Source organism: Streptomyces sp. NPDC001532 (genome assembly GCF_040298625.1).
Lineage (GTDB): Bacteria > Actinomycetota > Actinomycetes > Streptomycetales > Streptomycetaceae > Streptomyces.
Map to the genome: position 1 here is coordinate 84438 of NZ_JBEPAL010000034.1, position 12356 is coordinate 96793.

Annotated in this window: 14 protein-coding genes; 9 read left to right on the plus strand and 5 right to left on the minus strand. The window is 72.7% G+C overall.

Annotated features, from left to right (window positions below; genetic code table 11):
* Nucleotides 1-49: 49 nt before the first annotated feature.
* Nucleotides 50-703 (minus strand): TetR/AcrR family transcriptional regulator, encoded by a 654-nt coding sequence (locus ABT232_RS27300; RefSeq protein ID WP_351844529.1) that lies wholly within the window; start codon nucleotides 701-703, stop codon nucleotides 50-52.
* Between the two features lie 185 nt (nucleotides 704-888).
* Between ABT232_RS27300 and ligD the strand changes: the two genes are divergently transcribed.
* The 5 genes from ligD to hemC all read left to right on the plus strand — a co-directional run bounded on the left by ligD (nucleotide 889) and on the right by hemC (nucleotide 4919).
* Nucleotides 889-1869, plus strand: coding sequence for a non-homologous end-joining DNA ligase (gene ligD, locus ABT232_RS27305; protein WP_351844531.1), 981 nt, complete (start codon nucleotides 889-891; stop codon nucleotides 1867-1869).
* A 144-nt stretch (nucleotides 1870-2013) separates the two neighbouring features.
* The gene (locus ABT232_RS27310) at nucleotides 2014-2793 is read left to right on the plus strand and encodes an NPP1 family protein (RefSeq protein ID WP_351844533.1); all 780 of its coding nucleotides are present in this window, start codon (nucleotides 2014-2016) and stop codon (nucleotides 2791-2793) included.
* A gap of 45 nt (nucleotides 2794-2838) precedes the next feature.
* Nucleotides 2839-3408, plus strand: coding sequence for a hypothetical protein (locus ABT232_RS27315; RefSeq protein WP_351844535.1), 570 nt, complete (start codon nucleotides 2839-2841; stop codon nucleotides 3406-3408).
* Nucleotides 3405-3908 (plus strand): GNAT family N-acetyltransferase, encoded by a 504-nt coding sequence (locus ABT232_RS27320; protein WP_351844537.1) that lies wholly within the window; start codon nucleotides 3405-3407, stop codon nucleotides 3906-3908. The genes ABT232_RS27315 and ABT232_RS27320 overlap by 4 nt, the downstream gene beginning before the upstream one ends.
* 75 nt (nucleotides 3909-3983) lie before the next feature.
* Nucleotides 3984-4919, plus strand: a complete 936-nt coding sequence (gene hemC, locus ABT232_RS27325; protein ID WP_351844539.1) for a hydroxymethylbilane synthase — start codon at nucleotides 3984-3986, stop codon at nucleotides 4917-4919.
* 40 nt (nucleotides 4920-4959) lie between these two features.
* Here the strand turns inward: hemC and ABT232_RS27330 are convergent, their stop codons facing one another.
* A complete protein-coding gene (locus ABT232_RS27330; RefSeq protein WP_351844542.1) occupies nucleotides 4960-5481 on the minus strand; it encodes a hypothetical protein in 522 nt (173 codons plus the stop codon).
* A 402-nt stretch (nucleotides 5482-5883) separates the two neighbouring features.
* Between ABT232_RS27330 and ABT232_RS27335 the strand changes: the two genes are divergently transcribed.
* Nucleotides 5884-6678, plus strand: a complete 795-nt coding sequence (locus tag ABT232_RS27335; protein ID WP_351844544.1) for a SigB/SigF/SigG family RNA polymerase sigma factor — start codon at nucleotides 5884-5886, stop codon at nucleotides 6676-6678.
* Here the strand turns inward: ABT232_RS27335 and ABT232_RS27340 are convergent.
* Nucleotides 6675-6980 carry an ANTAR domain-containing protein gene (locus ABT232_RS27340; RefSeq protein WP_351844561.1) on the minus strand — a complete coding sequence of 102 codons (306 nt, stop codon included), beginning with the start codon at nucleotides 6978-6980 and terminating at the stop codon, nucleotides 6675-6677. The genes ABT232_RS27335 and ABT232_RS27340 overlap by 4 nt on opposite strands.
* A 179-nt stretch (nucleotides 6981-7159) precedes the next feature.
* Here ABT232_RS27340 and ABT232_RS27345 point away from each other — a divergent pair, with 179 nt between their 5' ends.
* On the plus strand, nucleotides 7160-7963 hold the full coding sequence (locus ABT232_RS27345; RefSeq protein WP_351844546.1) for a VOC family protein: 804 nt from the start codon (nucleotides 7160-7162) through the stop codon (nucleotides 7961-7963).
* A gap of 98 nt (nucleotides 7964-8061) precedes the next feature.
* Here ABT232_RS27345 and glgX read toward each other — a convergent pair whose 3' ends face one another.
* Nucleotides 8062-10218, minus strand: a complete 2157-nt coding sequence (gene glgX / locus ABT232_RS27350; protein WP_351844547.1) for a glycogen debranching protein GlgX — start codon at nucleotides 10216-10218, stop codon at nucleotides 8062-8064.
* Nucleotides 10215-10727, minus strand: a complete 513-nt coding sequence (locus ABT232_RS27355) for a pep a2 (RefSeq protein WP_351844549.1) — start codon at nucleotides 10725-10727, stop codon at nucleotides 10215-10217. The genes glgX and ABT232_RS27355 overlap by 4 nt, the downstream gene beginning before the upstream one ends.
* Before the next feature lie 313 nt (nucleotides 10728-11040).
* On the opposite strand from ABT232_RS27355, the gene ABT232_RS27360 reads away from it, so the two are divergent.
* On the plus strand, nucleotides 11041-11337 hold the full coding sequence (locus ABT232_RS27360; protein WP_351844551.1) for a DUF5133 domain-containing protein: 297 nt from the start codon (nucleotides 11041-11043) through the stop codon (nucleotides 11335-11337).
* A 75-nt stretch (nucleotides 11338-11412) separates the two neighbouring features.
* Nucleotides 11413-12356, plus strand: a 944-nt coding sequence (locus ABT232_RS27365; protein ID WP_351844553.1) for a maltotransferase domain-containing protein, incomplete at its 3' end; no start/stop codon positions are given.

Here is a 12356-nt window from a genome sequence, read left to right on the forward strand (position 1 = left end):
GGCCCGGTCTCCGCACTGGCACTGCGGAGACCGGGCGCGCCCCGAGCGGTCAGCGCCCGTGGGTCACCGGCGCCAGCCACATGCCGACGATAGCGTCGATCAGGCCGGTGGCGGCGTCGTGCCAGTCGGCGCGCGGGGTCGGACTGTGCTCGGCGAGGGCCCGCTCGCGTTCCGCGCAGATGTGCGCGATCAGCTGGCGGGCCATGGCGGCGCGCTCGGCCCCCACCTCGGCGGGCAGGTCGGGCAGACAGCGGCGCAGCCCGTCGACGACCTGCCGCAGCACCGGTGAGGACAGCGACTCCTCGACCATGATCCGGTGCAGCGCCGGGTCCGTCATGACCTGGGCGCAGAACCGCGCGTACCAGGTGGGGCTGCCGAGCCGGTCCAGGTGCTCGGTGACCGGCCGCACCAGGCAGCCCACCCAGTCGCGTACGTCGGCGGAGTCGCCGGTGTCGGCCAGCAGCCGGGTGCGGATCTCCTCCATGCGCGCGCTGTGCTTGCGGACGATGGCGCGGACCAGGTCGGCCTTGGTGCCGAAGTGGTAGCCGACGGCGGCGTTGTTGCCCTGCCCCGCGGCCTCGCTGACCTGGCGGTTGGACACCGCGTACACCCCGCGTTCGGCGAAGAGCCGTTCGGCCGCGGCCAGGATCTGTTCCCGGGTCTCGCTGACCTGCTGTGCCCGCACCGACGCCCTGCCCGCCATGATCACCACCGCACGGGACTTCGCTCGGCCCGCCGACGGCCAGTCCCTGGAGCCGTCGCGGCCGGCCGCCGGGGCGGCCGGTTCCCGGAACGGAAGCCTACGCAACGGCGCGGGCGCGGCGCCGTTCAGGGGAAACCGGCGTCCGGTGCGCGTGGCGGCGCCCGGTGGTGTCGACATCTCAAGCCGTGACCCTGCCGCTGATCGCCCCCATGCTCGCCACCCCCGGCACCCTGCCGCCCGCCGCCCAGGACGCGCGGTGGGCGTACGAGACCAAGCAGGACGGCCAGCGCGTGGTGGTGTACCTCGCCGGGGACGGCGGCGTGGTGCTGCGCGCCCGGTCCGGGGAGGAGATCACCGCCGCCTACCCGGAGCTGCTGGCCCTGGGCGGCGCCCTCGGCGCCACGCCCGCCGTGCTCGACGGCGAGGTGCTGGCGCTGGACGAACAGGGCCGTGCCGACTTCCAGTTGCTCCAGTCCCGGATGGGCCTGGCGCACGCGCCCGCGCGGGCCGCGCGCCGGGCGTCCCAGGTGCCGGCCCATCTGGTGCTGTTCGACGTGATGCACCTGGCGGGCCGCTCCCTCGTCGCGCTGCCGTACGCCGAGCGGCGGGCTCGGCTGGAGGAGCTGGGGCTCCGGGCGGAGTTCTGGTCGACGCCGGCCGCGCTCGTGGGGCACGGCGAGCGGGCGCTGCGCGCCACGCGGGAGCACGGGCTGGAGGGGCTGGTCTGCAAGCGGCTGGACTCGCGCTACGAGCCGGGGGTGCGCTCCCGTGCCTGGATCAAGATCCGCAACATGGTCGGCGAGGACGTGATCGTGGGCGGCTGGCAGCCCGGCAAGGGCCGGCTGACCGGTCTGCCGGGCGCGGTGCTGGTGGGCCAGCGCGCCGCCGGCGGGCTGCGCTACGTAGGCAGTGTCGGCACCGGCTGGAGCGAGGCCGAGCGGACCGAGCTGGCGGCGCTGCTCGCGGACCTCGCCACCGACGTCTGCCCGTTCCGTCCGAGACCGGCGGCGCCGGGCGCGCACTGGGTGCTGCCCCGGCTGGTCGGCGAGGTCCGCTACAGCACCCGCACCCGGGCGGGACTGCTGCGCCAGCCGTCGTGGCTGCGTCTGCGGCCCGACCTCGCTCCGGAGGAGTCGTCGGCGGACCTGCCGGAGCCCGGCGCCTGACGGATCTCCGGGAACCCACTGTTGAGCTGCGTTTCACCACCGGGTCATCCGTGATCCCTTGGCACGGCCGGTGTTTGCCGGGATCCTGAACTGCCTTTCCCCCCACAGCCGTTGGGCTGCGCCCGGATCCCGGAGGAGGACGCAGTGTCGTCGTCGCAGAAGTTCGTGTCGCACCGCGGGAGATGGCTCACCGGCCTGGCCGGCGCCGCCGCCCTCGTCATCGCCTTTCCCGCCACCGCCTTCGCCGCCCCGCCGCCGGCCCTGCCCGCCGCCGCGGAGGCCGCCGAGTTCACCTACCAGCCGGCGTTCGACTACGACACCGACGGCTGCTACCCGACGCCCGCGATCAGCGCCGACGGCACCGTCAACAGCGGGCTGAACCCGACCGGCGCCCTCAACGGCAGCTGCCGGGACGCGTCCGACCTGGACAACACCAACAGCTACTCGCGCTACAAGTGCAACAACGGCTGGTGCGGCTACCTGTACGGCCTGTACTTCGAGAAGGACCAGGCCCTGCCGGGCACCAGCCTCGGCGGCCACCGCCACGACTGGGAGCACGTCGTGGTGTGGGTGCAGAGCGGCCAGGTGAAGTACGTCTCGACCTCCAACCACGGTTCGTTCACCGTCACCGCGGCCTCCGGCGTCCGTTTCGAGGGCACGCACGCGAAGGTCGTCTATCACAAGGACGGCATCAGCACGCACTGCTTCCGCCTGGGCACCGCCGACGACGAGCCGCCGGAGAACCACAAGGGCACCTGGCAGTACCCGCCGCTGGTCGGCTGGAACGGCTACCCGGCGGGTGTGCGGGACAAGTTGAGCGCCTACGACTTCGGCAGCGCGAACTTCGGCCTGAAGGACGCGAACTTCGCGGGCCACCTCGCCTCGGCGAAGCCGTCCGGGATCACCTTCGACCCGTACGCCTGAGCCACCCCCTGGTCCGCGCCCGCCCGCACGGCGGATGATGTGCGGATGGATCATGATGTGAACACGCCCTCGGCGGCCGGGGCACGGCCGCCGGTGACCGGCGCCGTCGAGGCCCTGCCGCCGGTGGTCGACCCGGACGCCCTGCTCGCCCTCGCCGAGGGCCATCACGCCCGTACCGCGCGGGCGGCGGGCACCCGGACGGCCGCCGGCCATCTGGTGAAGACCTACGTCCTCCGGGCGCCGGGCCGCACGGCCGGCGAGCCGGACGTCGAGGCCGCGCTGCGGATCGCCGAGGGCCACCTGGCCCTCGGCCGGCAGCGCGGTTCCCTCGGTCTCGCGGTGCTGATCGCGCACGCGGGCGGCGACGGCGACTATGTCCTGGTGCACACCTGGATCGAGGGGCACATGGCGGACCTCGCGCTCTTCACCGGTCCGGCCGGACGTCCCGAACTGCTGCGGCCCGGACGGGCGGGGCTCGCGCCCTGCGTCTGGGAGGCGGCGCTGCTGGCGCACGAGCGGGAGGCGTTCTCCCGGCACGTCCTGGACGGCACCGGCCCGCTGAACGCCCGGATCGCCGCCTGGAGCGCGGACACCGTCGAGGGGACGGTCCGATGAGCGACGCGCCCCGGGTGCGGCCCGCCCGGCCCGCCGATCTGCCCAGGGTCGCCGAACTGGCCGCCCTGCACACCGAGTACGAGCGCGCGGCACCGCCCGCACCCGGCCTCGCAGCCCGCCTCCACACGCTGCTGTTCGACACCCCGGCGCCCCGGCTGCGCTGCTTCGTCGCCGAGACACCGGACGGTGCGGTCGTCGGCTACGCCACCTGCGCCCCCGAGCTGTCGACCTGGGACGGCCGCGAGTACCTGCACCTGGACTGCCTGTTCCTCGCCCCCGGCCACCGCGGCCTCGGACTCGGCGCGCTGCTGATGGACGCGGTGACGGCCGAGGCCCGCGCCCTCGGCCTGCCCGAGGTGCAGTGGCAGACACCCGGCTGGAACGAGGGCGCGATCCGCTTCTACGACCGCCTCGGCGCGCGGTCCGCGGAGAAGGTGCGCTTCACGCTGCCCGCCGGAAACCGACCGGCCGTCGGAAACCGACCGACCGAGGAGAACTGACCGGCCGAGGAGAACTGACCGGCCGTCGAGACCAGCCGTCGGAAGACGACCGCCGGAGGGTCTATCGTGTCCGCCATGTCCGTTCCGGAACTGATCCGTATCGTCTCCCGCGACTCGCCCATGGCCCTGGCCCAGGTGGAGCGTGTGCGCGGGGAGTTGGCCGCCCGGTATCCCGGCGTCCGCACCGAGGTCGTCCCCGTGAAGACGACGGGCGACAAATGGCTGGGAGATCTCTCCCAGGTGGAGGGCAAGGGAGCCTTCACCAAGGAGGTCGACGCCGCGCTGCTGGCCGGCGCGGCCGATCTCGCGGTGCACTGCGTGAAGGACGTGCCCGCCGACCGGCCCCTGCCGGCCGGCACGGTGTTCGCGGCCTTCCTCGAGCGCGACGACATCCGCGACGCCCTGGTGCACCCCGGCGGCCTCACACTCGACGAGCTGCCCGACGGCACCCGCGTCGGCACGTCCTCGGTCCGCAGGATCGCCCAACTGGCCGCCAGCCACCCGCATCTGGAGTGCGTGCCGTTCCGCGGCAACGCCAACCGGCGGCTGGCGAAGCTGGCGGACGGCGAGGCGGACGCCCTGCTGCTCGCGGTCTCCGGCCTGGAGCGCATCGGCCGCCAGGACGTGATCAGCGAGGTGCTGTCCCCGGAGACGATGATGCCGCCGATCGGCGCGGGCATCCTCGCCCTCCAGTGCCGCGAGGACGACACCGAGCTGATCGACGCGGTCAGCGCCCTCGGGGACCCCGCCACCCACCGGGAGGCGACCGCAGAGCGGATGTTCCTGCACGTCCTCCAGGGGCACTGCAACAGCCCGATCGCCGGTTACGCCCGTATGGACCACGGCGGTGAACTGTCCCTGCGGGCCTGTGTGTTCACCCCGGACGGCAAGACGCGCCTGAACGCCCACGAGTGGGCCGGCCGGCTGGACGCGGCCACGCTGGGCACCTCGGTGGCGGTGGCGCTGCTGCGCCAGGGCGCCCGCGAGATCATCGACGCCATCCCGCACTGACCGGTCACGCGACGGAGGCGGACGGCGTGGGCGGCGGCGGTCAGGCGGTGCCTTCCTCCGCCTGATCGCGCAGGAAGTTGCTCACCTGGTGGGCGAGGCTGTCCCGGCCCGCGGGCGGATGCGCGCAGGCCGTCCCCTCGGGCAGGCCGATGCCGCCGGACCACATCCGGCGGTCGGCCCACTCGTCGTCGACGCGCAGCTGGATCTGCACGTCCACCTGGCGCAGGGCGTCCTCGGGCCCGGCCGCGTACAGCACGGCGGTGGCCCGGCGCAGCGGATACAGGTCGTAGCCCTCGATGAACTGCGAGTTGCGCCAGTCCATGAACGCGCTCTCGCCGTCGGAGCCGATCCGCACATCGATCTGGCCGTCCTCCAGATGGACGCCGAACCGCTCGGTGCCGCGGTTCTCGATGGTGACGCGGAGGCGGAAGTACATCAGCCCGTCGGCGGCGTCGTCGCGGCCGCGCGGCGGCTCGGCCTGCTCCAGCCGGTGGACGCGCAGACGCAGACCGGCATGCTCGTCGTACTCCTGCCAGTCCCCGACCACGTTCGGCTCGTACACGCTGCACCTCTCCACCTCTACCGGCCTGCTTCCTATCCGTGGGCTGAGCGCACTGTCAAATGTGTGGAACGCGCCGTGTCGGGCGATTCCCGGGCCGGGAGCGGCGATCAAGCCGTGGGCAGGGGGAATCCGCCGCCGCCCGCGCGGCCGGGCGGACGGGAGTGCCGCACATCACGTTCCGGGGCGAGCCGGAGCACTGTTGTTCAAGCTGAAAACGCCGGAGAATCCACCGCAGACGTTTCGTCCCGTTTTGTCCGGGGAATTGCCAAGGAAGTGCTTCGGACAGGAGGCACGTCCGTGGGAGCCCCTGCGCCGGCGACCCCGGCGTCCCGCATGCCGGCGCCGAACGCTCCTCCCACGGTGTCCGTCCATCCGGCACCCGTTGAGGGAGGCACGCGCACCATGCGTACGGCCGGCAGAACGAAGCAGCACCCCCACGACGACGCCCCCGACACCACCCAGGCCTTCGAGCGGCTCCAGCGACTCCCCGAGGGCAGCCCCGAGCGCAAGGCCCTGCGCGACGATCTGGTCCGGCTCTGGCTGCCCATGGCCGAGCGCATCGCCGTCCGCTTCCGCGGGCGCGGAGAGGCTCTCGAAGACCTGTACCAGGTGGCGGCCCTCGGACTCGTGAAGGCCGTCGACCACTACGACCCGGAGCGGGGCCGCGCCTTCGAGGCATACGCCGTTCCGACGGTCACCGGCGAGATCAAGCGCCACTTCCGCGACCACATGTGGACCCTGCATGTGCCACGCCGCGTCCAGGACCTGCGCAACCGGGTGCGGCGCGCCGCGAAGGAACTGTCCCAGACGACGCCGGGCCGCGCCCCGACCGTCGCCGAGATAGCCGCGCACGCCCAGCTGAGCGAGGCCGAGGTGGCCACCGGCATGGAGGCCCTGGAGTGCTTCACCGCGCTCTCCCTCGAGGCCGAGATGCCCGGCACCGACGGGTACGCCCTCGGAGACGCGATCGGCGGGCCCGACCCGCGCTACGACGTCGTCGTGGACCGCGTCGCCGTACGCCCGCTCCTGGAGACCCTGCCGGAACGCGAACGCACCATCCTCTACCTGCGGTTCTTCTGCGGGATGACGCAGAGCACCATAGCCGAGCAGCTGGGCATCTCCCAGATGCACGTCTCCCGCCTGCTCAGCGCCTGCTTCGAGCGGCTGCGGGAGGAGCTGACGGCGGAGACGGGTTAGGTCCCGTCCGGCGGCGCGCCGGGGATCTGGGTCGGGCCGTGGCGGTCCAGAGCGTCCTCCAGCTCGGCCCGGATCTCCCCCGGCATCTCGCCGTGGCGCCCCCAGATCAGGATCAGCTCGGCGACATTGCGGAGCTTGATGTTGGTGTGCTGGGAGACCTCCTTGAGGATCATCCAGCCCTGATCCGGGGTGACCCGCCCCAGCGCCACCATCATCCCGATCGCCTGGTCCACCACGGCGTGCGAGGTGACGGCCTCCTTGAGCTGGGCCACCTCCTCCTGGAGCGCGGCGATCCGGTCCATGTCGTCGGCCGGTTCACGCGGTGTGTGTGCCACTCGTCCATCCTGCCACCGGCACTCCGTGCCGCCACCGGGAATCCGACCCGCCGACGGGGTACTCGGCAGGCGCCAGGAGGGGTTCCGGTTGGACACTGGTCTCAGACCGGTGGCCACCGGCCCGACGAACCCAGGGAACGACTGCCATGACACAGCGCCCGACACCCGCCGCCCGCCCGACGGAGGTCGTCTCCACCCATTCCGTCTTCGGTGCACCCTGCTGGGTGAGTCTGACCAGTCGGGACATGGCCGCCACGGAGGCGTTCTACACGGCCGTGCTGGGATGGCGGTGGCGGTCGGGCAAGCTCGGCGACCGGTTCCGGATCGCCCTGGCGGGCGGGGCGCCGGTCGCGGGGATCGCCGGAATGGCGGGCATGTGGCACGCGGCGGTGGCCTGGACCCCGTACTTCGCGGTGCGCAGCGCGGACGAGGCCGTCGGCCGGGTCCAGGAGCGCGGCGGCACCATCGCGGTCGGGCCGATCTCCTTCCCGCCCGGACGCGGCGCGCTGCTGGCCGACCGGGACGGGGCGACGTTCGGGATCTGGGAGGGCGAGCTGTTCAGCGACTGGGACGCCTGGCGGCGGTCGGCGCCCGCCTTCATCCGGCTCCACACCCGGGACGCCTTCGACGCCGCGATCTTCTACGGCGAGGTCCTCGACTGGGCCAGGTCCGGTCCGGGCTGCTGCGAGGTGCACTACGAGGGCGAGGAGGTCGTGCTGCGCAGCGGCGGCGACGTCGTGGCCCGGATCGAGTCCGGCGCCCTGGGCTCCGCCCCCGACCCCGCCATCCGCCCCCACTGGCAGGTGCACTTCGCCGTCTCCGACGTCACCGCCTGCGCCCGCGCCGCCGAGCTCCACGGCGGCAGCGTCCTGCGCGAGGCCCCCGACGAGGCGATCCTGCGCGATCCGGACGGCGCCCAGTTCACGGTGACGTCACGCCGGGAGCGGTAGGCGCCGCCGGCTCCCGGTACGCGCGGGAGGTACGGCGGAGCAGGAGCGGGCGGCCCTTCCCGGGCCGCCCGCTCGTCTCGTTCCGCCGCTCCGTCCCGCTACTGACCGCTCCCCCGCCCCCGCCGCGGCGGGCGGGACAGCAGGACCAGGCTTCGGCTCTCCACCGGGACCACGGTGGCGGCCTTGTGCTCGGTCTCGTCCGGGGTGTCGGGGACGGCCGTGTCGAGGACCGTCGTCCAGCGTTCGCCGTAGGAGGCGTCGGGCAGCCGGAAGTCGACGGGCTCCCAGTAGCTGTTCAGCAGCAGCAGGAAGGAGTCGTCGACGACCGGGCGGCCCTGCGGGTCGGGTTCGGCGATGGCGTCGCCGTTGAGGAAGACGCCGACGCAGTGCGCGTCGGAGCGCTGCCAGTCCTGGTCGGTCATCTCGCAGGCGTTGGGCAGCAGCCAGACCAGGTCGGGCAGCGGCTGGTCGGGGCGCACGGCGGTCTCGCCGCGGAAGAAGCGCCGGCGCCGCAGCACCGGATGCCGGGCGCGCAGGCCGATGACGTACCGGGTGAACTCCATCAGCTCGCGCTGCTCCCCGGACAGCCGCCAGTCGACCCAGGAGACCTCGTTGTCCTGGCAGTAGGCGTTGTTGTTGCCGCCCTGGGTGCGGCCGAGTTCGTCGCCGTGGCCGAGCATCGGGATGCCCTGCGACAGCATCAGCGTGGCCAGGAAGTTGCGCTGCTGGCGGGCGCGCAGCTCGCGCACCGCCGGGTCGTCGCTCTCGCCCTCGGCGCCGCAGTTCCAGGACCGGTTGGTGCTCTCGCCGTCCCGGTTGCCCTCGCCGTTGGCCTCGTTGTGCTTGTCGTTGTACGAGACGAGGTCGCGCAGGGTGAAGCCGTCGTGCGCGGTGACGAAGTTGACGCTGGCCCGCGGCCGGCGCCGGCTGTGCTGGTAGATGTCGGACGAGCCGGTCAGCCGGGAGGCGAACTCGCCGAGGGTGTGTTCCTCGCCGCGCCAGAAGTCCCGTACGGCGTCGCGGTACATGCCGTTCCACTCGGACCACAGCGGCGGGAAGTTGCCCACCTGGTAGCCGCCCTCGCCGACGTCCCACGGCTCGGCGATCAGCTTGACGCGGCTGATCACCGGGTCCTGCTGGATCAGGTCGAAGAAGGCGGACAGCCGGTCCACCTCGTGGAACTGCCGCGCCAGGGTCGCCGCGAGGTCGAAGCGGAAGCCGTCGACGTGCATCTCGGTGACCCAGTACCGCAGCGAGTCCATGATCAGCTGGAGCACGTACGGGTGCCGCATCAGCAGGCTGTTGCCGGTGCCGGTGGTGTCGTAGTAGTGCCGCCAGTCGCCGTCGACCAGGCGGTAGTACGAGGAGTTGTCGATGCCCCGGAAGGAGAGGGTGGGGCCCTTCTCGTTGCCCTCGGCGGTGTGGTTGTAGACCACGTCGAGGATGACTTCCAGGCCGGCCTCGTGCAGCGCCTTCACCATCGCCTTGAACTCGGTGACCTGCCGGCCACCGGTGCTGTCGGAGGCGTAGGCGTTGTGCGGGGCGAAGAAGCCGATGGTGTTGTAGCCCCAGTAGTTGGACAGGCCCCGGTCCTGGAGCACCCCGTCCTGCACGAACTGGTGCACGGGCATCAGTTCGACGGCGGTCACGCCGAGCGAGGTCAGATGCCCGGTGATCGCGGGGTGGGCGAGTCCGGCGTAGGTGCCGCGCAGCTCCGGCGGCACCTCGGGATGGGTGCGGCTCAGCCCGCGGACGTGGGCCTCGTAGATCACGGTGTCCGCGTACGGCCGGCGCGGCGGGCGGTCGTCGCCCCAGTCGAAGTACGGGTCGGTGACCACGCCGAGCATGGTGTGCCCGGCGCTGTCCGCCGGGTCGGGCCCGGCGGCCGAACGCTCGTACAGCGAGGGGTGGTTGTCGATCTGGCCGTCGACGGCGGTGGCGTACGGGTCGAGCAGCAGCTTCGCGGGGTTGCAGCGCTGGCCGACGGCCGGGTGCCACGGACCGTGCACCCGGTAGCCGTAGCGCTGCCCCGGCCCGATCCCGGGCAGGTAGCAGTGCCACACGAACCCGTCGACCTCGTGCACCGGCACCGTGCGGTGCCGGCCGTCGTCGTCGACGAGGACGAGTTCGACGCGTTCGGCGACCTCGCTGAAGAGCGCGAAGTTGGTGCCCTGGCCGTCGTAGGCGGCACCCAGGGGGTAGGGGTGCCCGCTCCACGCGGGCACCCCGTCGTTCCGGTGCGGTTGTTTCGTCACCGTGCGTCCTCCAGAGCGCCGTCGGCGGCGGCCACGGGCGCGGCCAGGGCGACGACCGGTACCTCGCGGGGCACCTGGAGGCCCTCGCGGAGGCTGGGCGCCGGGGCGATCGGCACCAGCGGGGCGCGCCGGCCGGCGCGGGCCCCCTGGGAGAACCAGATCACCTTGCTGCCGGTGTCGGTGGCGCAGCAGCCCCAGCCGTCGCTCATCGCTGCGATGTGCTCCAGGCAGCCGCGGAGGTCCTGGTCCGGGCGCAGGTCCCGGTCGTGGTCCCCGACGGCGGTGATCAGGTGCTGGCGGTTCCACCACATCTCGATCGACGCGTTCTTGTCCGAGGCGTGCTCGTCGATGGCCTTCAGCAGCAGCTCGGCGCCGCTGCAGACGGGCTCGACCAGCGTCTCCAGGTCCCAGTACCGGAGGTGGGCGGCCAGGATGCGGCTGACCTGTCCCACGCGTTCCGGACTGACTTCCACGTCGAGGTGGTAGTAGCAGGGCACTGCGGTCTTCATCGTCGTTGGCTCCTCACCGGCGAGGCTCTCGCTCCCTTCCTCGCCCTAGCGGGCCGAATCCCCCGACACGAAGCGTGAGCACTGATCGCTTCTGAGTAACCTCCACAGTGAGGGTGCTAGTCCATTCGTGCAACACGAGACACGACCGCGGTGATTGAAGCTCTAACAAGACGCTGGGTCGTCGTGCATGCACCATGAGTGAAGGCCTCGATCGCCGTAACGGAATTCCGTGCCCTCAGTCGTGCACGGCCACCGGCCCGATCGTCGGGAACGTGCCCATCGAGTGCCCCGGAACCGGAAGGTGAACGGCGCCATGCTGCTACCCGCCAGAGCCGAAGTCGCCCGGCAGCTGCGGCGGTACCGGGCCTGGGAACGGGTGATGCTCGCTTCCCCGGCCGACCGCGCGGTGCGGGCGACTTTCGAGGACTCGGGTTACACCTTGTGCGTGCTCATGGGGAAGCGGTGTGCGCGGGAGGCCGCCGACGCGGCCGAACGGTATCTGCGCACCACGCTGACCACCTATGTGGAGGAACAGAACGACCGGCCCCGAAAGAGTGGTGTCGCCCGGAGCGGCCCGCCGTCGGGCGCGCGTTCGAGGGTGGGGGCCTGAACCCCACCCTTTCGGCGCAGGACCCCGAGCCGGGCCACGGCGGCCCGGCTTCCGAGTACGGCGGAGGTGAGACCCATGAGTACGACGGTGGCCATCGGGCGCATCCCGGTTCGGGACGTCCGTCCGGCAGTGGAGTGCGGCAGGCGCCCGGCGAAGGCGGTCACGGGCGAGACGTTCCCGGTCACCGCCACCGTGTTCCGGGAGGGTCATGACGCGGTCGGCGCGAACGTCGTGCTGCGCGACCCCGAGGGCCGGCCGGGTCCGTGGACGCCGATGCACGAGCTCTCCCCCGGCAGCGACCGCTGGGGCGCCGAGGTCACACCGCTCGCGCCGGGCCGCTGGACGTACACCGTGGAGGCGTGGAGCGACCCGCTCGGCACCTGGCGGCACACCGCCCGGATCAAGGTCCCGGCCGGCATCGACACCGGACTGGTCCTGGACGAGGGCGCGGACCTGTACGAGCGCGCGGCGGCCGCCGTGCCCGAGGACGGCGCCCGCGCGGTCGTGCTCGCCGCCATCGGGACCCTGCGCGACGACACCCTGCCGGTCGCCACCCGGCTGGCCGCGGCGCTGACGCCCGAGGTGGAGGCGGTCCTCGCCCGGTACCCGCTGCGCGACCTGGTCACCACGACACCGCCGTACCCCCTCCTGGTCGAACGGGAGCGGGCGCTGTTCGGGTCCTGGTACGAGTTCTTCCCGCGTTCCGAGGGGACGGCGGAGCGGCCGCACGGCACGTTCCGGACGGCGGAGCGCCGGCTGCCGGCGATCGCGGAGATGGGTTTCGACGTCGTGTACCTGCCGCCGATTCACCCGATCGGCAGCACGTTCCGCAAGGGCCCGAACAACACGCTGTCGGCGGGTCCGCAGGATGTCGGGGTGCCGTGGGCGATCGGTTCGCCGGAGGGCGGGCACGACGCGGTGCATCCGGAGCTGGGGACGATCGAGGACTTCGACCGGTTCGTGGACCGGGCCCGCGAGCTGGGGCTGGAGATCGCGCTGGACTTCGCGTTGCAGTGCTC